The organism is Halalkalibacter akibai JCM 9157 (genome assembly GCF_000513135.1).
GTDB lineage: Bacteria > Bacillota > Bacilli > Bacillales > Bacillaceae_D > Halalkalibacter > Halalkalibacter akibai.
Genome location: NZ_BAUV01000001.1, coordinates 243,146 through 263,828, shown reverse-complemented (window position 1 = coordinate 263,828; position 20,683 = coordinate 243,146). Strand labels below are relative to the sequence as shown.

Here is a 20,683-nt window from a genome sequence, read left to right as displayed (position 1 = left end):
CCCCTAAACTTAAAATATCATTATTTTTTCATCAAATAAGATCCTTACAGTCCGCTCGGACCAGCCAACCCCATATCGAAATCAAAAAAACCTTTTTAATGCCTAAGCACTAAAAAGGTTGATATTTTCGTATTAGATTAACAATCTTCAGGGGTTCCTGCATTTGTTGCTGTTCGGAATGAAGAACCACAGCCACATGACGCAATCGCGTTAGGGTTGTCGATTGTAAAACCTCCACCCATCATGTTTTGCTTGTAGTCGACTACAAGTCCTTGAATAATTGGCTCACTTTCTTTATCCACTAGAACAGAAAGGCCATTTATATTTAACAATGTATCTTCTTCATGTTTTTCCGAGTCAAAACCCATTCCATATGATAGACCGCTACAGCCGCCACCTTTTACACCGATACGAAGCATTAAGCTTTGGTCACCTTCAGCTTCCATCATGTCTTTAATTTGGCTTACTGCTGCTTCTGTTAATGTAATCATGACATCCCTCCTAATCGCTGTTACGATTAGTATACCCTTTCAACTCTTGAACCTCAAGCGATCTGCGCGCGGATTTTCAAAAGGAAAGTGAGTTTTGCCAATTTGTTGTATTGGTTACTTCAAGTAAGATCATTTTATTATGTGCACGGTCTAGTTCTTGACTATAACGAAGAACGATAGGATGACTCATACCGTATTGTCCTGCTGCACTCACCATTTTATTTCGTAGTTCTTCTATTTTATTCATACATGCCTCTTGTTTCAATACACTGTTCATCACCATCACCCTCTCCACGTACAGTTTTACTTGTTCGTACCTATATTAGTAATAAAACAATATTACCAAACAATAGGAAAAGAACGCAATATACAATCCACTAAAAAAAGGATTTTTTTATGAAATCTAACAAATTTGCGTCTTTTTGATTGCCTCTCTTTTCCAAGAAGACTCTCTTTCTTTCTTTCATTGGATTCTGATAGTATAATAGTAGGCAAATACGAATAAATATAAACCTTATTTTAAGTTTTCTATAAGACAGGACTAAATTCCTTCTTAAAGTCGAATTTTACTATAGAATATGTTACGGTTTAGTTACAATTGAAACGGAGGATCAATTTATGGGAGCAATCATAACAGATTTAAAAATGCAAACTATTACAGATAAAGTGAATCATGGTGAACGCCTTACAATTGAAGATGGGTTATATTTATTTGATAGTCCAGATTTACTTGGTATTGCGCAACTTGCGAATCAAGTGAATTATAAAAAAAATGGTGATAATGTCTATTTCATAGAGAATATGTACATTAATCCAACAAATGTATGTGAAGCCAATTGTGGGTTCTGTGGTTTTAAACGTAAGCCTGGTCAAGAAGGTGCTTATACGATGGACAGCGATGCGTTACTTGAGTATGTGGAGAAAAGATGGAATGACAATATTCGTGAGTTTCATATTGTAGGTGGACACAATCATGAAGTACCATTTGACTACTACTTAGATACGATTCGTACATTAAAGAAGCATTATCCTCAAGTTACGGTTAAAGCTTATACTGGTGCTGAAATTGAGTTTTTCTCTCGCATCTCAGGTCTTTCAATGAAAGAAGTACTTGAAGAGTTAATCAAAGCTGGCTTAGATACTCTACCTGGTGGAGGAGCAGAGATTTTAACAGAGCGATATCGTTTGAAAATGAGTCCTGATAAAGCTTCGACTGACCAATGGTTAGAGGCACATGAGATCGCTCATAATCTGGGTCTAAAAACACATGCAACTATGCTATATGGATCAATTGAAACGACAGAGGAACGTTTAATTCACATGGACCGACTTCGTCAACTGCAAGATCGTACAAATGGATATATGGTGTTTATCCCACTCGCGATGCAGCCGCGTAGTGTGAGTGCTGGGTTAAAACGTCGTACAACTGCATGGGATGACATGCGTACACTAGCGATCAGTCGTTTAATGCTAGATAACTTTGATCACATTAAAGCATACTGGATTAATATTGGTGTGCAGTTAACACAAATGGCTCTTACTTTTGGCTCAAGTGATATTCACGGAACGTTGATTGAAGAGAGAATCTCACACGCCGTTGGTGCTTTAACTTCACAAGGAATCACTCGTGATGAATTAGTGTACTTGATTAAGAGTGCTGGAAAAACGCCTGTTGAGCGAGATACTTTTTATAATGTAATCAAAACTTATTAATTCGAAAAGTGATCCTAAAACGGGATCACTTTTTTAATTCTAGACCAAAAGTCTTACTTGGAGATTATCTGACATTCTTTAGTTATAAAGATACACCTCTATACCCCCCTTTTCCGATATGATTTTTTTAGAACTATTACTTTATCTCCATAGTTCCGTTCCATTTTGATAGACCTCGACAAAAATCTATGTTATCAACATCATTTCCAATGACTTTCCGTACACTCATTAAATATGTAAAAATGCTTTTTCCACGTGGACACTCTTTCCTTTAAGCTAATAAGGTACACATAGGATCCTGTGTGGAAATAGATTAATAAGGGGATGTTCTAATGAAAAAAAGCAAAAAGTTTCTTACCGTCACTTTAGCTAGTGCTATGGTTTTTGGGGCCTTAACGACGGCGGCTCTTCCAGTTGGGGCTGTTGGAAATGGACCAAATTACAACGGAAATGAATCAATTCGAACATCTATACTTACTACATATGAAGAAATGGTTGATTTTTTAAAGAAACAAGAAGCAAGACAAGCTAATCTAGAGCTAGAAGTAATTGGACAATCTGTTAAGGGACGCGATTTATATGTGGCCAAATTCATTACTAACCCAGAAAATCCAACGATCCTTTTTCTAACTCAACAGCATGGGAACGAACAACTTGCAACAGAAGGCGCATTAGAATTCATTAAGCATTTAGGAACGAACAAAACAAAAGGCGTGCTAGATAATGTCAATGTGATTGTGGTGCCAATGTTAAATCCTGATGGCGCAATGGGAGATGTGAATTTCTCAACCGATAATTATATCGCTGATGGTGGTCGTCATTTAACTCGTGCAAATGCGAATAATGTTGACTTAAACCGTGAACATAATAAAGACATTTCAGTTATGGAACCTGAGGCAAGAGCTTTATATGAAAATGTTTTCGAAAAATATGAGATTGATTATTTAATTGACCTCCATCATCAAGGAACACAAAGTGCTCTAGATAATAAATATGTATCTGGGTCTATTTTATACCCTACTAACGGAGAGGTTGACCCTCATGTTATTGAAAACTCTAAAAAACTAGGGGCAGTCGTCTATCATGAGATTGAATCAAAAGGCTGGGGTCTTTTAGGGAAATACAATGGTGGATCTGGTGATAATATCGGGCGTAACGGTATTGCTAAGCGTTATGGTATTGCAACACTTTTATTTGAAATGCGTGGTATGTCCGATCATACCAATCCATCTGCTGTATTAGGACAAAAAAGCAATGGGTATTTAATTAAGCAATCAATTGCCACTCTTGATTCTACCGTTCGTGCAATTGCAGATGGTTCAATTGAAACTGTAGACACTAGTTTCTGGGAAACACTACCATTCCAAAGAAACAAAGTGGCTGAAGAAGAAGGCGAAGAAGACGGCGAATAATATATAAAAAATAGGGGTGTCGCAAAAGCAATGCGACACCCCCTATTTTGCTAAAGACTATTGTTAAAATCTAAACTTTAAATCGTTTCACTGACTCTTGTAACCCTTCTGCCATACGTGTTAGTGTAGAGGCTGCTGCGGTTACTTCCTCCATTGTTGCATTTTGTTCTTCTGCTGATGCTGCTACCTCTTGTGAATAACTCGAAGATTGTTCTGCTATTTCCGTTGCTTGATCAATATAACTAACCATTGATCCCATTTGCTTAGAAATTTGTTGAACCGCATTTGAGACTTCTTCTATTTGTTGTGTTACTACAGACACGGATGTTGAGATTTCTTCAAATTCATTACCCGCTTTTCCAACAGAAGCAATTCCACCTGACACTGCTTTTTTCGTTTCAGTCATTGATGAAACAGACTTATTAATGTCAGCCTGAATATCATGAATAAGTGTTCTGATTTGATTTGCTGAACCGCTTGACTGTTCAGCCAACTTCCGAACCTCATCGGCAACAACCGCAAATCCTTTGCCGTGTTCTCCTGCCCTAGCCGCTTCAATCGCCGCGTTTAAAGCTAGTAAATTGGTTTGATCAGCTACTTCGGTAATAAGAGTAACAATTTTTCCAATTTCACTAGACTTATTGCCTAATTGCCCAACGACAATTGAAATTTCTTCAGTTTGTTTATGAAGGACATTCATCTGTTCAATCGACTGCTGAATGACTTGTTGACCTGAACCAGATTTTTCTTTTGTGACGGCCGAAGAATCTTTCACTTTTTGAACGTTGGTTTTGATTTTTTCCATATCTGAAACCATTACACTTGCAGATTGGTTTGCTTTTAATGTTGTACTCGCTTGATCTTCAGAACCACTCGCAATTGATTGAATTGATTCTGTTATCTGATCTGTCGCCTTACTTGTTGCTTCGGCACCTGCAGATAATTGCTCAGCAGAGGCTGCTACTTGTTCGGACGTATCAACTACTTGTTTGATTAAACCAGATAAGTTACTCTTCATGGAGTTGTAGTTAATAGCTAAATGAGCAATTTCATCTTTTCCGTTATCTTGTAGAGATACGGTGAAATCACCTTCTCCTGCTTTTTCCATCGCTTCATTTACTTTTTGCAGACGCTTTTTAATTTGCGTTGAGAATAAGAAAACAAGGAGAATTGCAACAACAATTCCAATGACTGCCACAATGACAAAACCGATGAAAATCGTTGATATCGTTTGGTCAATAAACTCTTGAGATACTCCTACAAAGTACATACCAATAATGGTGCCATTTGCATCTGTAATGGCTGATACGCCGTTTGATTCATCAAACCAGCAACGTTCGCCTCACCGAAATAATAATTTCCTCCATCTAACACGGTTTCCTTTACTGAGTCAGAAGCCTGTGTTCCTACAGCTCTATTTCCGTCAATTAAAACATTGGTACTAACTCTTGTATCCCCTTGGAAAATCGTCACATTGCCGTTAGTCATTCCTGCAATATAATCGACCATCTCAAAGTGATCATTCACTTTCACGCTTCCTTTATAAAGTGAACCGTCCGTAATGGACCATTGCCCTGGATACCTTTCTTCCAATGCTTGATAAGAGAGATATAAATCTGATTTTGCTTTTTCCACCGCACTTTCTTTCACACCATCAGTCACTAAATGTTGAACAACCAGTCCTAAAACAACTGAAAAAACAACAAGAATTGAAATAACCAATACATTCATTTTTGTAGCTAAAGTTAAGTTATTAAATTGTTTCATCTCTTACGGCCTCCAATCAATTTTTTCTTCTACATATAATTCGATATTTTTCTACACATTTTGACAAGTTTTTTATATTTCTACTATACTCACGTTATTAATAAAGGAATATAGGAAATGTCTCCTATACAAATTCCCATAAAAAAACCGAAATGACTTGAAGCCATTTCGGTTTTTGCTTAATTTATCTTATTTTCGTTTAAAAACACCTTCACATATAATCTCAGCTGCACCTTCCATTAATACGGTGCCACTCTCAAGCCAAGTAATTGTTAGATCTCCACCTAAAAGGTGAACAACCACTTCCTCATTTTTTTGACAATAACCATTTAGAATCGCTGCTACAACTGCTGCACAAGCTCCAGTTCCACAAGCTTGGGTTATGCCCGAACCGCGCTCCCAAACTCTGAAATGAAGTTCATTTTTAGAGACAACTTCCACAAATTCGACATTTACCCACTCTGGAAAACGTTTGTCTTTTTCCATTTTAGGACCAATCTCTTCTACAGGGGCCTGATTAATATCATCGACAAACATGACCGCATGTGGATTTCCCATCGAAACGGCCGTAACTTCAAACACTTCGTTATCTATCTCAAATGGCTCCGCTACCACTTGGTCTTGAGCTTTTCCTAACATAGGGATCCTTTCTCTTGCTAAAATAGGAAAACCCATATCTACGCTGACGGTATGAACTTGATCGTTTTCCACAAAAACCGTCGCTTCAACCAATCCGCCTAACGTCTCAATCTTAAACGTTTTTTCTTGAACATATTGATGCTCGTACGCAAATTTCGCTACGCAGCGTAAGCCATTCCCACAATTTTTCGCTTCGGACCCGTCATTATTAAAAACTCTCATCTTAACAGGAGCTTTTTCAGATGGGCAGATTAAAATCATCCCATCCGAGCCAATCCCTTTATTTTTATCTGCAACTTCAATTGCGAGTGGAGCTAATTTCTCCTCATCAATCGTTTGTTTAAACATATCTACATAAATATAACTATTTCCTAAACCATGCATCTTCGTAAATTGCAACAGTTCCTCATCCCTTCCTTAAACGTCTATCCGTCCAAAAATAATCCTCGTCCGCTTCTAAAATCGTTATTTTCTCATTACAACAAGGCATAATCAACACCGTTTTAATCCCCTCTTGCGCTCGTTTAAATTCGGACTTTTTCATATGGGTTAATACATGGTCTGTTTGACAAAATGGACAATTATGAAAATAAATATCGTCAAAATGCCGCTCATACGGCCAAGAATTTACAAATGGGATTACATCCATCTATTCTTACTCCTTTCTGAATTGAAGGAAGTTTTTTTTGAGCTTTAAGAAAAAGGGAAGTTCGTCCTTTTGTCTCGGCTTAGTGAAGCTCGGGATCTATGGCTTCGCTCACTGCGAGTCACTTTGAGAAAACCACTCAAAGTGGCTTAAAACCTTGCAGTGGCTACGCTCATAGATCGAGATTTTAGAAAAAGGGAAGTTCGCTTTTGCCTTGGCTTAGTGAAGCTCGGGATCTATGGCTTCGCTCACTGCGCGCCTCTTTGAGAAAAGCACTCAAAGTGGCTTAAAACCTTGCAGTGGCTTCGCTCATAGATCGAGATTTTAGAAAAAGGGAAGTTCGTCCTTTTTCTAAAATCTCTAAAACATAGGGTTTTCTTCTAGGAAGTTATATATATTTTCAACGAGTTCTTCGTTTGTTTCTCCAGATACGTATTCGCCATTTACGAGTGCAAATGGTTCAATGGCACAGATGCCGCAATTGTTTAAGCATCCATATTCAATGATATCTAAATTAGGGTCTTTTTCTAATTCTTCCATTGCTTTTTGAGTTCCACTTGCTAAATTGCTTAAACAAAATTCAATTATTGGACGCATGTTCTCACCTCTTCATTCTACTTCTAATGCTACTCTCGTGTTGAAAAGAAGTCAATTCTCGATTAGCTTTCACCAATAGAAGAAAAGGGTTTCAAAAAAATTCACAAATTTGTTGTTATTTTTGCCAATCCTCGTTATAATCAAAACTGACCAGGGTCACTTTTTTAAGGAGATACGATATGAGTGAACAAGCAAAAAAAGTGAAGACAAAAGAACGGATTGAACAATCTGCTTTAGCGTTATTTCGAGAAAAAGGGTTTTCTCGAACAACAGTACAAGAAATCACAAATGCAGCTAAAGTAGCTAAAGGAACTTTTTTTAATCATTTTCCCACTAAGGACTCTATCATGCAATCGCTTGCAAGAGAACTTCTTGAAGACGTTATGCCTTATGTGAAGCAACCACACTTTAAAAATAGACCAATCTCTATCCGGTTACGTTCTTATTTACAATTTATTTTAACCGATTATGATCGTTATCCTGCTCTAACAATTGAAATGTGGAATCATGTACTCAAAGAGCAATCATTGCTGTTTGCTCATTGGCATGAACTCTTACAAGATGCTAAAACTAAAGGGGAAATTCAACCAGATACCTCTATTGAAACATGGACTCATATCATTCATAGTCTCATTACACATGGAATACAAACCTTTACTAATGAACCAACAAAAGCTCGTTTACTAGAAAATGTAATGATTTTGGTCGATTCCAGTCTTGAAGCTATTTTAGAAAAAAGGGGATATTCATTTATGAAAAAGCTTGTTATTTTAGGTGGGGGTTACGGAGGAATGCGTGTTCTTCAAAGACTTTTGCCTGAGGGTTTACCTGAGGATGTTGAAATCACATTAGTGGATCGCCTACCTTACCACTGTTTAAAAACGGAATATTATGCTTTAGCCGCAGGAACAGCAGCCGACCATCATTTACGAGTTGGCTTCCCTGAAGATCCAAGACTTTCGATTAAATACGGAACGATTACAAACATCGACTTAGATGTTAAAACGATAGAGTTAGATGAAAATGAACTTTTACCTTTTGACAAATTGATTATTGGTTTAGGTTGTGAAGATAAATATCACAACGTGCCAGGTGCACAAGAGTTTACTCATAGCATTCAAACAATGGATAAAACGAGAAGAACATATGAAACGCTTAACAATATTAAACCACACGGAGTAGTTTCCATTGTTGGCGCAGGATTGAGTGGAGTTGAGCTAGCGAGTGAACTTAGGGAAAGTCGTCCTGATTTGACAATTAAGCTTTTTGATCGTGGTGAAATAATTCTTTCCATGTTCCCTCGTAAACTTAGTACCTATGTTCAAAACTGGTTCATTGATCACGGTGTTGATGTCGTTAATAAGTCGAACATCACAAAAGTTGAAGAAGGTATTTTATATAACCATGATGAACCAATTGAATGCGACGCGATTATTTGGACCGCTGGTGTTCAACCAGTTGAAGTAGTTCGAAATCTCGACGTTGAAAAGGACTCTCAAGGTCGCATCGTGTTAGCACCCCAACATTTCTTACCGACGAATGAAGACGTTTTTGTTGTTGGTGACTGTGCTAGTTTGCCGCACGCTCCGAGCGCTCAGCTTGCAGAGGGTCAGGCCGAGCAAATTGTGACTATCCTGAAAAAGCAATGGGCTGGTGAAGCTTTACCAGAAGAATTGCCAAAAATTAAACTAAAAGGTGTGCTAGGTTCCTTAGGGAAGAAACATGGCTTTGGTTTAATGGGAGAACGGACATTGTTAGGGCGCGTACCTCGTGTGTTGAAAAGTGGCGTGTTATGGATGTATAAATATCATTCTGGTTCATAAGAGGAAAGTCTCGCTTCGGCGAGGCTTTTTTTGTGGGTTGGATTATAAAACTATGTAATTGGATCATAAATAAGTACAGTCGGATCATAAATGTTTAAACTCAGATCAGAAAGGTGATTTCTGGCTCACAAATTATTTTTTTAGAAGGAATTTCGTTGTTCTTGCAGAACTTCTTCCTAGCAATATATAAAGGAGTGACAGCTATTGATAAAAAAAGAACGAGATATGCCCTTAAAAATGCTTCAATTAGAGGCATTATTGAGACGATTGCCAGTTGATCACAATAAAAGATCGAATATTACAGAAGATTTGAGAAAGAGTAAGGCAGGAATCAAAGGTGAACGTTCGCTTGATTATTACTTGACTGATCTTCCCCTAACAAATACTTATGTTTTATATGATCTTAGATTACCCAACACTACTGGACATTTTTTTCAGATTGATGTGCTCATTATCACGAATTATTATCTTCTCATCCTTGAGGTAAAAAATATTGCAGGCACCCTCTTTTTTGATCAAACGTTTAATCAATTAATTCGAACAAAAAATGGTGAAGAAGAGTAATTTATTGATCCCCTCCTTCAAGTCAGGCGACAGAGCCAACAGCTTCAGCTTTTTTTGATCAAACATAACTTTCCCTCTCTCCCTATCCACTCACTCATTGTTATGACGAATTCCTCTGCTGTTATCAAAACAAATCCCAACCATACTGCTGCTACTCACCATGTCATTCACTCAGAGATGCTTTTATTTAAAATCAAATCCTTACAAGATCTTTATAAAGATGAAGTGATGACAATAAAAGATATGAATAAACTTGCGAGATTACTCTTAAAACATCATTCGCCCGCTACTCCCGATCCGCTTAAGCAATATGATATATGTCAAAATAAATTACAGGTAGGAGTATATTGTCTTACGTGCGGCTCATTGCCTCTGCTTCGCTCAAAAGGTGCGTGGATCTGTCCAGTTTGTAAGACTGCTTCAAAAGATGCTCATCTTTATACGTTAAACGATTATTACCTACTAATTGGAAGTGTGATTACCAATAAACGGTTGCGATGGTTTTGTAACATATCATCTAGGTCAATTGCTGCTAAGTTGCTTACTTCCCTTGATTTAAAACAATCAGGAATGCAAAAAAAATCGTACTTATGAACTTAGATTCTTTGATTTGGATCAGAAATAATAAAAGTTGGATCATAAACTAGCAATAGCGGATCATAAATTAACTACTTTGGACCACAAATTGCTCAACTCCGATCACAAACCTCAAAAAAAAAACTGAATCAGCTTAGCTGTTCAATTTTTTCGTAAATTTCCTTTAATTTTGGGTTTCCTTCTGCTACTACTTCGTTTTCTAACACAACTAGTGGATAAAAGTATTCATCGTCTTTAATGGCATCTGCAAACTCAATATGGGTTTGGTCCGGTCCGGGTTCGTCGATATCGACATACTCAAAATCAAACTCCACCTCAGGATACTTCCTAGTAATGGCAGCTTCTAGCCATTCCATTGTTTCTTTTGCGCTTGGAAGATGAATACAACTTGCGCATTTCTGCTCTGCTCCGTACACAGTGATTTTCATATCAGCTCACCTCACAAATCATTATATTATACTAGCGCAATATTGGATAGCATCGCTCCTTCCCAACAGTAAACGTTTTTCCAATTTTTCACTCATTTATGAGCACAAATTCAAGCAGATTCATGGATTTTTTCTTGAATCCCCTTTATAATAGGTAGTAGAAAGGAGTTGTTTTAAATGGCTACAGCTGAAATGGTTGAACAAGTTAGTGAAGTATTAGATAAGCTTCGTCCTTTCTTGCTTCGTGATGGCGGGGATGTTGAACTTGTTGATGTTGAGGATGGCATTGTAAAAGTTCGTCTTCTTGGCGCTTGTGGTTCTTGCCCAAGTTCTACAATCACGTTAAAAGCAGGTATTGAGCGAGCACTTCTTGAAGAGGTTCCTGGAGTTAAGGAAATCGAACAAGTCTTTTAATAAAAAAAGAAACACCCGACATGCTATGCTCGGGTGTTTCTTTCTTTTTACATGAGAAACTGATCAAACATCGCTTCAGCTTCTTCGTAGGAATTAAAGATCGCATCGTCTGCTTCAATCGGGTGATAAAAATCATATAAGAGCAGAGATAGTTGAGCTGGATTCATCGGATCTCTAGCGATTGTTGCTTCTTGAATAGTGGAAACTGTTTGTGTATGTGGATTTCTATAGATAATGTAAACTTGTTGTCCTTCTTCTAACTGCTGGATATCAAGCATGGCGGGCCTCCCTTTTTTGTTGGTTTGCCCGCCATGAAGCTAAACTATTCAGTTTGTTTGTTTTTGTGAAACACCCTTTTTCACTTGAATGCCTTCTTTCGCAGGTCTTAACACTAAAACCTCGAAGGCTGGAAAGTGACGTTGAAGCTTTTCTTGTATTTCTTCTCCACGTTTCGCTGGTGCTAAGCACAACATTGTTGGACCCGCCCCGCTTAACGCAGCACCGTAGGCCGTTGTTTCTTCTTGTACGACTCGAATGACTTCTTCAAGGTGTGGTACCAGTTCACGGCGGTAGGGATGATGGAATAAATCTTCATTCATCATTTTGCCAGCCTTTTCCCAATTGCCTTGCAGAAGAGAAGCAACGAGTACGTTAGCAACACTGCTCGCTCTAACCGCTTCTCGGTAACCTAACTGCTCCGGTAAAACCCCTCTGGCTTTTTTTGTTTTTAATTCTTCAGAAGGAACGAGTAAAACAAGATCGATTTCGGGTATTCCACCGTACAATACATCTGTAGCACTTTCCGTATGCGTTCCAATGACAAGACCTCCGTAGACAGAAGCAGCCACATTATCTGGGTGACCCTCCCATAAACTAGCAAAGCGTACCTTTTCCTCAACAGAAAGAGGTTCTCCCATTAACTGATTAGCAAGTTCAATGCCTGCAACAATTGCTGCAGCGCTACTACCTAAGCCACGTGCGAGTGGAATATCACTCGTCATTTCCACGTGACAAGGTGGAAGCTCTTCACCGCGTGCGCTTGCTACATGAGCAGCTACTTGATAAATTAAATTGTCTTCTCCTGTTTCGATTCCTTGGAGATCGACTGAATTTGAGTGAAATAACCATTCGTTAGAAGCTCGCACTTCTAGAGTTAAATAACGATTAACCGCAAGCCCCACTGAATCAAATCCGGGGCCGAGGTTAGCCGAGCTACCAGGAACCGTTATCTGGAATGGTTCAAGGCTCATTGAGTGACACCGCCCTTGATATGAGCAAGGAAAGCTTCCTTATCGTTTGGCAATACAGTTGGTTTTACTGTTACTGTATCAATGGCTGTGTTCGGATCTTTTAAGCCGTTTCCTGTTAGTACACAAACAACTGTTGAACCTTTTTTGATTTCTCCTGAAGCTATTTGCTTTTTCAAACCGGCAATGGAAGCACATGAAGCTGGTTCTGCGAATACTCCTTCACGACTTGCAAGCAGTTGATAAGCTTCTAAAATTTCTTCGTCAGTGACAAAGTCAATAGAGCCATTCGACTCTTCCTTAGCGGCAACCGCTTTGTCCCAGCTTGCTGGATTTCCGATGCGGATTGCTGTTGCGATCGTTTCTGGCTCTTCGATGATTTCTCCACGAACAATTGCTGCGGAACCTTCTGCTTCGAACCCACGCATTTCAGGAAGTCCTGTTCCTTTTTTCTCGTGATACTCTTTAAAGCCTTTCCAGTAAGCGGTGATGTTGCCGGCATTTCCAACAGGGATCGCCAGTACATCTGGAGCTTTTCCTAAGGCATCAACAATTTCAAAGGCCGCTGTTTTTTGTCCTTCAATTCGGTATGGATTTACTGAGTTTACAAGTGTAATTGGCTCTGTTTCACTAATTTCGCGAACGATATCTAGTGCATTATCAAAGTTCCCTTTAATTTCTAAAACTTCAGCTCCGTACATAACGGCTTGAGCAAGCTTTCCTAGTGCAATTTTTCCTTCTGGAATAACAACAACGCACTTCAGGCCAGCACGTGCGCCATAGGCTGCTGCTGCTGCTGATGTGTTTCCTGTTGAAGCACAGATAATCGCTTTGCTTCCTTCTTCTTTTGCTTTGGCAACAGCCATAACCATACCACGATCTTTAAATGATCCAGTTGGATTTAAACCTTCGTATTTTACGAAGATGTTAACTCCCCACTCTTTCGAAATATGCTCAAGTTCAATTAACGGTGTATTCCCTTCGTGTAATGTAAGCAGAGGCGTTTCCTCTGTAACAGGTAAAAATTCTTTGTATTCTTGGATTAAACCTTTCCAACGACTCATGATCTAGCGTCCCCCTTCGACACGGTAACAGCTTTCAATCGATTCAATGACTTCAAGCTCTGATAGTTTTTTATATAAGTTTTCGTAGTTTTCTTTGTTTGTATGATGCGTAATGACGATAACTTCGGCTAACTGATGACCTTCAATTGGCATCTGCAACAGCTTCTCAAAACTAACTTCATATTCGGCGAATACACTTGTAACTGCTTGGAAGGTCCCAGCTTTATCAACCACTTTCAAGCGTAAAAAGTATTTTGAATCAATTTCATTCGCTTGTTTTAACACTCGTTGATGTAACGGCTCCTGCACTGCTTTTCCACAAACACCTAAGCGCATGTTTTTCATAACCGCAACTAAATCCGAGACAACAGCTGTTGCCGTTGGCAGAGACCCTGCTCCTGGCCCGTAGAACATCGTTTCCCCAACAGCTTCTCCGTAAACATACACCGCATTATATTCGTTATGAACAGATGAGAGCGGGTGTTCTTTCGGAAGAAGTGTCGGTTCTACACTTACTTCTACACGGCCTTCATCACGCTTAGCAAGACCAATTAATTTCATCGTGTATCCAAGTTGATCGCAGTAATCTAAGTCTGTTTTTGAGACAGAAGAGATTCCTTTAACCGTTACGTCATCAAGGCTAACATTCATCGAGAAACCAAGTGTAGCTAAGATAGCCATTTTTCTAGCGGCATCTAAGCTTCAACATCTGCAGTTGGATCACTTTCTGCAAATCCGAGTTCTTGTGCTTTCTTTAAGACTTCTTCATATGAACTGCCGTTTTGGGTCATTTTTGTGAGGATATAGTTTGTTGTTCCGTTCACAATCCCCATCATCTTTGTAATTCGATCTGCTGCTAAGCCTTCCGTTAAACTTCTTAAAATTGGAATACCACCAGCTACACTTGCTTCATAATAGACATCACAGTTGTTTTCAGCTGCTACTTGTAGAATCTCTGCTCCGTAAATAGCCATTAAGTCTTTGTTCGCAGTAACAACATGCTTTCCGTTTCTTAGAGCCGTTAAAAGATGTTCTTTCGTTGACTCTACTCCACCCATCACTTCGATTACTACATCTATATCCTGATCAAAGAGAACATCTTCAATTTGATCTGTAATCAGTGAATCATCTAGATCCACTGGTCTATTTTTTTTCATATCGCGTACGAGTACTTTTTTTATCGTTACAGGGCAGCCAACTTGATGGCGTAATTCTTCTTGATGTCGGCTAATAATGGACACGACTCCTGTTCCTACTGTACCTAGGCCAAGTAAACCGATCCGAACTTCCGCTGCTGACATGCTCTCCACTCCTTCTATCTACCATGTTTCTTGTTTCTCTAAAAAATACATTTGTTTATCTATAAAGGACATTATAGACCTTCTTTTCTTGAAGTACAATAGGTTTTTCGTAAAAATTCAGAAAAAATAAACAAAGCGCTTTACTCTTATTATTTTCCTCGTTTTAAAGCTTGTCCGAATTGAGAAAGTGTAGACCTGTAGAGACTAGAAACACTACAGGTCCATTTTTTTTATAACCAGTCAATTGGAGGTACTTGCCCTGATCCTACTCCTCGGCTGAGAAGGATTCTCCGGGCAAACTCTTTTAGAAAATGTTCATTTTTATGTTCATGCTCTAGTAAATTCATGAATGATTGACCGTATTTGATCTTTTCTTCTCTTAATTGACTTCGGTAATAGTCTTCAATGGTTTCAAAATAATGCAGTGGAAATAGTAAACGCGCATAAAGCAACTTCCAAGAATACGTTGTTAGCGTTTCGTATTGCTCATAACCCCTTATAAAGGACTCAATCTTTTCCCATGAAAAAGGTGTTTCTGTCCAATGCTGATCTCGAACCCACTCAGCTAAATCACGACATGGATGATCGTATACGAACGCAGTCGGTTTCTTTACAATATCCCCAGCCTCTGACAATACAATCCATGTTCGGTCGTTAAACCGTCTGTGACAGATCGTGGGCTTTTCCTGTTCGAGACTGCGATCATCTAAAGTAGCATCCACAACATATTGAATCGCATTTTCAGTTAGCCCCATATAATATGGATAAGAAAACAAAAATGCTTCATCAACATATGATTGAGGTTTTTGATAAGCCACTTGCTGATACCATCCTTCTAATTGTTCTAACCTCGTTTCCCAAAGTTTTGGCCACTGCCCAAAAAAGTCATATCCCTTTCTTGTGTAAGAAAGCTGTTTGCCGTAATGATGAACGGCTGCTAAATGAGCTCCTTTTTCAGCTGCTGACTGAAATCGAAAAACAGCATGTTGATCGCGCTTCTCATCATTAGGTAGTGGACAAACGTAAACTTCTTGCCCATCTATAAGTCCCGACTTCCTCTTATATAAAGTGTCAATCGGCTGCAGAATAGATGTATCACCTATTTGTCTCATATATTCGGTGTAAGTCAGCATTTCCTCTTCTGAAAGCATGCACTCCTCTTTCGGTAATAAAATATAAGAGGTCCCTTCTGCTGCAAAACCCTCATATTCACCGATTGAAAATCTGGATTCACAGTAGATTCCGTACACATCATATAAATTTCGTTCAAACATTTCCTTCCCCCCTTACATGCAGTCCTTTTCCTAGTCTATGACCCAAATGAATAAAATGTGTCTGTACATAGTAGACTAGTAGTAGCAATGATAAGATTTCACACATAGGCAACTTATTTGAAGTCTTTCGCTTAACCTGTTTATAGTTAAAGTGTAAGTAATAGTCGTCGGAGGTGCTACGTATGACAGAGAGACAGATGAACGAAGTAGAAAAGAAAGCAAGGGATTGGCTAGTCGAACGTGGAGTAACGATTGACGATATCGCAGAACTGGTTTATTTTTTACAAGTGAAATACCATCCGGATCTTCAGCTTGAAGTTTGTAAAGACAATGTAGATAAAGTTCTTCGTAAAAGAGAAGTTCAAAACGCGATCATCACTGGTATTCAACTAGACGTTTTGGCCGAGAAAAAACTTTTAGAAGATCCGCTTCAAGGAATCATTGATCGAGACGAAGGTTTGTACGGGTAGATGAGATTATTGCTCTTTCTATTGTAAATGTTTATGGATCGATTGGATTTACTAATTATGGCTATATTGACAAACAGAAACCTGGAATATTAGAAAAGTTAAATGATAAAGATTCCGGTGAATGTCATACCTTTCTAGATGACATTGTCGGAGCCATTGCTGCTGCAGCTTCTAGTCGCTTGGCTCATAGTGCAGCAAATACAGAATAAACTGAAATAACAAGAGAAGACCTTATAGGGTCTTTTTTTGTTGTATTCGACTTCAACATTTTTTTCTTGTACGGCAATTTTTACTAAACCTCAAAGGTATCATTTAATGTTAAGATATAAGGTAGGAATTTACTTTTGGGGGTACTGTATGAATCATAAAAAGAAAATGTTCATTTATATTCTTTTAGCCCTCATTTGGGTTTTCGGCACAGACCATATGCTTGATCATTTTTTTCTAGATACCGATCTTTACGTAGTCGTTCAGAAAATAAAAGCGATGTTTTTTGTTTTGTTAACAAGCTTCTTTATCTATTATAGCTTTATCAAACAAAAGGAAAATGCAGCGATGACAGCTGAAAAAGAAAAATTAGAATCATTAATTAATTCGATGGTTGATTTTGTTAATTTCAAAGATGCAAACGGTCGCTGGACACAAGCGAATGATTTTGCCTTAAAATTATTTCAAATAGACCATGTTGATTATAAAGGTAAGAAAGATTCGGAACTCGGAGCTTATAGTCCATTTTACAAAGAAGCTCTTGATTATTGTGAAACGTCTGACAAAGAAGCTTGGAAAATAGGGAAGATGTCGAGATGGCAGGAAGTGATCCCTATGCCTGATGGAACAAGCAAAACATTTGATACATTAAAGATACCTCATTTTAACGCGGATGGAAGTCGGAAAGAGTTGGTTATTGTAGGACGAGATATTACTGACCAAGTCAAGGCTGAGAAAAAACTTGAACAAAGCAAACAGAAATATAAATCATTAATTGAATACAACCCTGAGCTCGTTTATATCCTGAATGCAAAAGGAGAAGTCATTGAGACCAATCCTATGTTCAAAGCTTTGACTGGATATGATAGCAATGAATTTATAGGTCAATCAATTGTTTCTATTATCTCAGAAGAGTATCAAGAAGAATTTAAAAGAGCTTTCTCTGAGATCATGACAAACAAGAAATCATTAATCAACAAAGAATTAAAGATCATTAGAAATGATGGCTCAAAACGAACACTTAGAATTACCGCTGTCCCTACAGTTGTCGATGATCAAGTAGAGGGCGCAATTGGCTATGCACTAGATATAACGAAAGAAAAAGAAACAGAAGAACATCTGAGAAAGACGGAGAAACTCTCCGTGATTGGCGAACTAGCTGCCAGTGTCGCTCATGAAATTAGAAATCCATTAACTTCTATAAAAGGATTTATTCAATTTATGCACTCAAATGATTCCAAGCATGATTCTTATTATCAAATTATGTTAGATGAGTTAGAACGTATTAATCAAATTTCAAGTGAGTTGCTTGCGATCGGAAAGCCCCGAGAAGTTCATTTTGAAGAAGCAAATATGAACGATATTATAACAAGCGTTATGTGGTTACTTGAATCGCAAGCCAACCTCTATAGTGTAGAAATTGACTATCAAAAGATTGAATTGCATCCTCTTATTGACTGCGAACCGAATCAGTTGAAACAATTATTTATTAATATTATTAAAAATTCGGTTGAAGCTGATGCCAAGAAGATAAGCATTAAGATAGATCAAGAAAACGATTTTCTAAAGGTCACGATTCAAGACAATGGGAATGGCATTGACAAAGAAAGACTTGAAAGATTAGGGGAACCGTTCTACTCTTCTAAAGAGAAAGGAACAGGCCTCGGTTTAACCGTTAGTTTTAAGATTGTTCAATCTCACAATGGTCAAATTTACTTTGATAGTGTCGTCAATCAAGGAACTACAGTAACTTTGCTTTTCCCAATCAAAAAATAAATAAAAGCGCGTGGAATGTTCTAAATTCCATGCGCTTTTATTAGTAGTAGACGAACTGACTTTTCTGTTTGATTTACTCGAACGTCCACTCTGCCAATGAGTCAATCGCATGAGTTGGTTTGTCTGTGTAGGAATCAATATGTTCTTTTGTTGATACACCTGTGTAAACCATCAATGTATCCATACCAGCTCGAATACCTGCTAAAATGTCTGTATGATAATTATCACCAATCATCAGTGTTTCTTCCTTAGATAGTCCAATCACTTCTAAAGCTTGTTCAACAATGATTGATTCCGGTTTCCCAATGAACTTCGGTGTAACGCCTGTTGAAACAGAGACAACGGAGACAATCGACCCCGCTCCAGGTAAAAGTCCACGTTCAGTAGGAAGAGCAACATCGCCGTTAGTCGCAATAAAAGTTGCGCCAGCTCTGACATTTAAAGCGGCTTTGGCAAGTTTTTCGTAATTAATCGTTCGGTCTAATCCCATTACAACAAAATCGGCTTCTTCCTCTACAATTTGATGTCCTTCTGCTTCAAGAGCGAACTTTAACCCAGCTTCACCAACCATACAAACTTTTGCCTTTTTCTTGAGTTCTGAGATGTATGTAGCCGTTGCCATGCTTGTGGTGAAAACATGCTCAGTCGTTGCTGGAACGTCCATTTCTCTTAAGTGTGCTGCTACGTCTTCTGGTGTTTTGGTTGAATTGTTCGTTACAAATAAATAAGGGAGATTTCTTCTTTCTAATTCTTTGACAAACTCGACAGCTTCGTCTATTTTTTCACTTCCGCGATAAACGGTACCGTCTAGATCGATTAAAAATCCTTTGTAGGCCTTCATAGCTTCCCTCTTTCTGTTTCAAAGCTTAGTTATTCTTTGCTTATGTAATTGATTTCTGCTTCTGGCTCCGTTGCATTGCGCTTCAGGCACTCGCTTTCCGCGGGGAGGATGCCAAGTCTGTGTGGTCTTGGCCTTTCCTCTTTTCCTGCAGGAGTCGAGTGCCTTCCGCTTCATTCCACTTTGGTTATATTGAAAATTAGAAAAAAAAGTCTTACGAAAAACTGCAACAGTGCGAATTCACACCATCAGTTTACTCTTTCAGCTTATAGACACAGCATGTTGAGTTTTCTTTTGCGATGCAGGATGTTCGTTCGACTGAGTTGGTTTTTAGTAGTTTTTTGAATAATTCTTGTTCGCATGAACAAGCAATTGGATATTCTTTTGCTACTTGTGCGATTGGACAGTTGTATTCAACGAATTCAAAGGATCCGTCTTCTGTCTTTTTATATTCGACCATGTAGCCACCTTCGCTTTGAATTTTCGCTAATGCCTCAATTCGTTCTTCGAATGATCCTGTAATGTCGACTTCATATTTTTTATAGAGACGTTCTTTTCGTTGTTCGAATAATTGATCAACGATCTCGCTGCCACTTAGTTGTTCCAAATCCTGCAAGATCCCTAATGATAGCTCATTATAATTTCGTGGGAATGATTCGTTTCCTTTTTCGGTTAAAAAATATCTATGGATAGGTCGCCCCATTGCTTGTTTTTCAACTCTCGAGCTTATGAGCTGATCTTTTTCTAGCTCACGTAAATGTCTTCGAACTGCCATCTCCGTCAGTTCAAGTTCCGTTGCTAAAGCCGAAACGGTTAACTCCTTCTGCCGCTTTAACAAAGTTAAGATAACTTGACGTGTAGAGTTCGTCTCCTTTTTCACAACGATCACCACCCTTACAATTCATTGTATGCGATGATGGTTCAATTTCAAAATAATGTCACTCGAAACAGGACTTTTTTCACGATTGATTTGGTAAGAACGCACTAACAGGACCTAACTCTTCAACCAAATATCTTCTAATATCAAGTGGAAATTGCTTGAGTGTTTCCACGTTCCGGCTAAGAGTTTGTTGAATCTCTTTATGACCCACTTCAGAGTAGTTTTGAATTAATTGCTTCCTTAAACCAATAACTTCCTTTAATGCCGAAGCATCTTGCTCTTTTACGACTTTTTCATCCTCTAAAATATCAATAATATCTTCGTACCCACCAGGATCTCTCATGATAAAGCCGTCAATCATGCTGTTTCCAACATCAATAATTGATTCAATTAAAACGTATGCAACGCGTTCCAATGTTAACTTACTTTTTAAATCACTTACATCAGTGATAGTTGGTAAAAGCTCTTGAAGTGTTTCCATATAAACAAGCGTTTGTTCAATTTTTTCTCGGTCAACAAAATACATAACGTTCTC

22 protein-coding genes and 3 pseudogenes are annotated in these 20,683 nt (G+C 38.3%); 9 read left to right on the top strand and 16 right to left on the bottom strand.

The features are described from left to right. Positions 1–137 precede the first annotated feature (137 nt). Together JCM9157_RS01330 and JCM9157_RS01325 are read right to left on the bottom strand one after the other, a co-directional pair. The gene (locus JCM9157_RS01330; RefSeq protein ID WP_035661229.1) at positions 138–491 is read right to left on the bottom strand and encodes a HesB/IscA family protein; all 354 of its coding nucleotides are present in this window, start codon (positions 489–491) and stop codon (positions 138–140) included. A 76-nt stretch (positions 492–567) separates the two neighbouring features. Further along, positions 568–738 carry an aspartyl-phosphate phosphatase Spo0E family protein gene (locus JCM9157_RS01325; RefSeq protein WP_235714767.1) on the bottom strand — a complete coding sequence of 57 codons (171 nt, stop codon included), beginning with the start codon at positions 736–738 and terminating at the stop codon, positions 568–570. Positions 739–1,109: 371 nt separating this feature from the next. Here JCM9157_RS01325 and mqnE point away from each other — a divergent pair, with 371 nt between their 5' ends. Continuing rightward, positions 1,110–2,204 (top strand): aminofutalosine synthase MqnE, encoded by a 1,095-nt coding sequence (gene mqnE, locus JCM9157_RS01320; protein ID WP_035661227.1) that lies wholly within the window; start codon positions 1,110–1,112, stop codon positions 2,202–2,204. Between the two features lie 332 nt (positions 2,205–2,536). Then, the gene (locus tag JCM9157_RS01315; RefSeq protein ID WP_035661226.1) at positions 2,537–3,616 is read left to right on the top strand and encodes a M14 family zinc carboxypeptidase; all 1,080 of its coding nucleotides are present in this window, start codon (positions 2,537–2,539) and stop codon (positions 3,614–3,616) included. A gap of 70 nt (positions 3,617–3,686) precedes the next feature. Here JCM9157_RS01315 and JCM9157_RS01310 read toward each other — a convergent pair whose 3' ends face one another. The 5 genes from JCM9157_RS01310 to JCM9157_RS01295 all read right to left on the bottom strand — a co-directional run bounded on the left by JCM9157_RS01310 (position 3,687) and on the right by JCM9157_RS01295 (position 7,265). Further along, positions 3,687–4,886 (bottom strand): methyl-accepting chemotaxis protein, encoded by a 1,200-nt coding sequence (locus JCM9157_RS01310; protein ID WP_235714766.1) that lies wholly within the window; start codon positions 4,884–4,886, stop codon positions 3,687–3,689. Further along, positions 4,874–5,383, bottom strand: a complete 510-nt coding sequence (locus tag JCM9157_RS25075; RefSeq protein ID WP_235714765.1) for a cache domain-containing protein — start codon at positions 5,381–5,383, stop codon at positions 4,874–4,876. The genes JCM9157_RS01310 and JCM9157_RS25075 overlap by 13 nt, the downstream gene beginning before the upstream one ends. A gap of 189 nt (positions 5,384–5,572) precedes the next feature. Further along, positions 5,573–6,406 (bottom strand): diaminopimelate epimerase, encoded by an 834-nt coding sequence (gene dapF / locus JCM9157_RS01305; protein WP_035661288.1) that lies wholly within the window; start codon positions 6,404–6,406, stop codon positions 5,573–5,575. 22 nt (positions 6,407–6,428) lie between these two features. After that, complete coding sequence (locus JCM9157_RS01300) at positions 6,429–6,671, bottom strand: hypothetical protein (RefSeq protein WP_035661224.1); 243 nt, start codon at positions 6,669–6,671, stop codon at positions 6,429–6,431. 357 nt (positions 6,672–7,028) lie between these two features. After that, complete coding sequence (locus tag JCM9157_RS01295) at positions 7,029–7,265, bottom strand: YuzB family protein (RefSeq protein WP_035661222.1); 237 nt, start codon at positions 7,263–7,265, stop codon at positions 7,029–7,031. Between the two features lie 179 nt (positions 7,266–7,444). Between JCM9157_RS01295 and JCM9157_RS25930 the strand changes: the two are divergent. From JCM9157_RS25930 to JCM9157_RS23740, 4 genes and pseudogenes are all read left to right on the top strand, one after another. Continuing rightward, positions 7,445–7,606, top strand: a pseudogene (locus JCM9157_RS25930) (TetR/AcrR family transcriptional regulator); the annotation flags it as partial. 411 nt (positions 7,607–8,017) lie between these two features. Then, entirely contained in the window at positions 8,018–9,088 is a 1,071-nt protein-coding gene (locus tag JCM9157_RS01290) for an NAD(P)/FAD-dependent oxidoreductase (RefSeq protein ID WP_035661286.1), read from the top strand. Between the two features lie 204 nt (positions 9,089–9,292). Next, positions 9,293–9,652, top strand: coding sequence for a nuclease-related domain-containing protein (locus tag JCM9157_RS23745; RefSeq protein ID WP_081733994.1), 360 nt, complete (start codon positions 9,293–9,295; stop codon positions 9,650–9,652). Between the two features lie 54 nt (positions 9,653–9,706). Further along, entirely contained in the window at positions 9,707–10,246 is a 540-nt protein-coding gene (locus tag JCM9157_RS23740) for a hypothetical protein (RefSeq protein ID WP_081733993.1), read from the top strand. A 131-nt stretch (positions 10,247–10,377) separates the two neighbouring features. Here JCM9157_RS23740 and JCM9157_RS01280 read toward each other — a convergent pair whose 3' ends face one another. Continuing rightward, on the bottom strand, positions 10,378–10,677 hold the full coding sequence (locus tag JCM9157_RS01280) for a YuzD family protein (protein WP_035661220.1): 300 nt from the start codon (positions 10,675–10,677) through the stop codon (positions 10,378–10,380). Between the two features lie 177 nt (positions 10,678–10,854). Here JCM9157_RS01280 and JCM9157_RS01275 point away from each other — a divergent pair, with 177 nt between their 5' ends. Then, positions 10,855–11,091, top strand: coding sequence for a NifU family protein (locus JCM9157_RS01275; RefSeq protein WP_035661217.1), 237 nt, complete (start codon positions 10,855–10,857; stop codon positions 11,089–11,091). 47 nt (positions 11,092–11,138) lie between these two features. Here JCM9157_RS01275 and JCM9157_RS01270 read toward each other — a convergent pair whose 3' ends face one another. The 5 genes and pseudogenes from JCM9157_RS01270 to yutH all read right to left on the bottom strand — a co-directional run bounded on the left by JCM9157_RS01270 (position 11,139) and on the right by yutH (position 15,977). Continuing rightward, the gene (locus JCM9157_RS01270) at positions 11,139–11,369 is read right to left on the bottom strand and encodes a transcriptional regulator SplA domain-containing protein (RefSeq protein ID WP_052012871.1); all 231 of its coding nucleotides are present in this window, start codon (positions 11,367–11,369) and stop codon (positions 11,139–11,141) included. A gap of 48 nt (positions 11,370–11,417) precedes the next feature. Further along, entirely contained in the window at positions 11,418–12,341 is a 924-nt protein-coding gene (thrB, locus tag JCM9157_RS01265; RefSeq protein WP_035661215.1) for a homoserine kinase, read from the bottom strand. Next, the gene (gene thrC / locus JCM9157_RS01260; RefSeq protein WP_035661213.1) at positions 12,338–13,402 is read right to left on the bottom strand and encodes a threonine synthase; all 1,065 of its coding nucleotides are present in this window, start codon (positions 13,400–13,402) and stop codon (positions 12,338–12,340) included. Before thrC ends, thrB begins: the two co-directional genes overlap by 4 nt. A 3-nt stretch (positions 13,403–13,405) precedes the next feature. Further along, positions 13,406–14,703 (bottom strand): annotated as a pseudogene (locus tag JCM9157_RS01255) (homoserine dehydrogenase). Positions 14,704–14,933: 230 nt separating this feature from the next. Continuing rightward, positions 14,934–15,977: a spore coat putative kinase YutH gene (gene yutH, locus JCM9157_RS01250; RefSeq protein ID WP_035661210.1), complete on the bottom strand. Its 1,044-nt coding sequence runs from the start codon at positions 15,975–15,977 to the stop codon at positions 14,934–14,936. A gap of 197 nt (positions 15,978–16,174) precedes the next feature. Here yutH and JCM9157_RS01245 point away from each other — a divergent pair. Next, positions 16,175–16,656 (top strand): annotated as a pseudogene (locus tag JCM9157_RS01245) (phosphatidylglycerophosphatase A family protein). A 148-nt stretch (positions 16,657–16,804) separates the two neighbouring features. Next, positions 16,805–18,430, top strand: coding sequence for a PAS domain-containing sensor histidine kinase (locus JCM9157_RS01240; RefSeq protein ID WP_035661208.1), 1,626 nt, complete (start codon positions 16,805–16,807; stop codon positions 18,428–18,430). Positions 18,431–18,503: 73 nt separating this feature from the next. Here JCM9157_RS01240 and JCM9157_RS01235 read toward each other — a convergent pair whose 3' ends face one another. The 3 genes from JCM9157_RS01235 to JCM9157_RS01225 all read right to left on the bottom strand — a co-directional run bounded on the left by JCM9157_RS01235 (position 18,504) and on the right by JCM9157_RS01225 (position 20,674). Further along, the gene (locus JCM9157_RS01235) at positions 18,504–19,271 is read right to left on the bottom strand and encodes a TIGR01457 family HAD-type hydrolase (protein ID WP_035661205.1); all 768 of its coding nucleotides are present in this window, start codon (positions 19,269–19,271) and stop codon (positions 18,504–18,506) included. 250 nt (positions 19,272–19,521) lie between these two features. After that, positions 19,522–20,148 carry a helix-turn-helix transcriptional regulator gene (locus JCM9157_RS01230; protein ID WP_035661204.1) on the bottom strand — a complete coding sequence of 209 codons (627 nt, stop codon included), beginning with the start codon at positions 20,146–20,148 and terminating at the stop codon, positions 19,522–19,524. 79 nt (positions 20,149–20,227) lie between these two features. Next, a complete protein-coding gene (locus JCM9157_RS01225; RefSeq protein ID WP_035661202.1) occupies positions 20,228–20,674 on the bottom strand; it encodes a DUF86 domain-containing protein in 447 nt (148 codons plus the stop codon). Between the last annotated feature and the right edge of the window lie 9 nt (positions 20,675–20,683).

Coding starts and splice junctions, on each gene's coding strand:
- JCM9157_RS01330 (WP_035661229.1), bottom strand. CDS start 491: ATGATTACATTAACAGAAGCAGCAGTAAGCCAAATTAAAGACATGATG.
- JCM9157_RS01325 (WP_235714767.1), bottom strand. CDS start 738: ATGAATAAAATAGAAGAACTACGAAATAAAATGGTGAGTGCAGCAGGA.
- mqnE (WP_035661227.1), top strand. CDS start 1,110: ATGGGAGCAATCATAACAGATTTAAAAATGCAAACTATTACAGATAAA.
- JCM9157_RS01315 (WP_035661226.1), top strand. CDS start 2,537: ATGAAAAAAAGCAAAAAGTTTCTTACCGTCACTTTAGCTAGTGCTATG.
- JCM9157_RS01310 (WP_235714766.1), bottom strand. CDS start 4,886: ATGTACTTTGTAGGAGTATCTCAAGAGTTTATTGACCAAACGATATCA.
- JCM9157_RS25075 (WP_235714765.1), bottom strand. CDS start 5,383: ATGAAACAATTTAATAACTTAACTTTAGCTACAAAAATGAATGTATTG.
- dapF (WP_035661288.1), bottom strand. CDS start 6,406: ATGCATGGTTTAGGAAATAGTTATATTTATGTAGATATGTTTAAACAA.
- JCM9157_RS01300 (WP_035661224.1), bottom strand. CDS start 6,671: ATGGATGTAATCCCATTTGTAAATTCTTGGCCGTATGAGCGGCATTTT.
- JCM9157_RS01295 (WP_035661222.1), bottom strand. CDS start 7,265: ATGCGTCCAATAATTGAATTTTGTTTAAGCAATTTAGCAAGTGGAACT.
- JCM9157_RS01290 (WP_035661286.1), top strand. CDS start 8,018: ATGAAAAAGCTTGTTATTTTAGGTGGGGGTTACGGAGGAATGCGTGTT.
- JCM9157_RS01280 (WP_035661220.1), bottom strand. CDS start 10,677: ATGAAAATCACTGTGTACGGAGCAGAGCAGAAATGCGCAAGTTGTATT.
- JCM9157_RS01275 (WP_035661217.1), top strand. CDS start 10,855: ATGGCTACAGCTGAAATGGTTGAACAAGTTAGTGAAGTATTAGATAAG.
- JCM9157_RS01270 (WP_052012871.1), bottom strand. CDS start 11,369: ATGCTTGATATCCAGCAGTTAGAAGAAGGACAACAAGTTTACATTATC.
- thrB (WP_035661215.1), bottom strand. CDS start 12,341: ATGAGCCTTGAACCATTCCAGATAACGGTTCCTGGTAGCTCGGCTAAC.
- thrC (WP_035661213.1), bottom strand. CDS start 13,402: ATGAGTCGTTGGAAAGGTTTAATCCAAGAATACAAAGAATTTTTACCT.
- yutH (WP_035661210.1), bottom strand. CDS start 15,977: ATGTTTGAACGAAATTTATATGATGTGTACGGAATCTACTGTGAATCC.
- JCM9157_RS01240 (WP_035661208.1), top strand. CDS start 16,805: ATGAATCATAAAAAGAAAATGTTCATTTATATTCTTTTAGCCCTCATT.
- JCM9157_RS01235 (WP_035661205.1), bottom strand. CDS start 19,271: ATGAAGGCCTACAAAGGATTTTTAATCGATCTAGACGGTACCGTTTAT.
- JCM9157_RS01225 (WP_035661202.1), bottom strand. CDS start 20,674: ATGTATTTTGTTGACCGAGAAAAAATTGAACAAACGCTTGTTTATATG.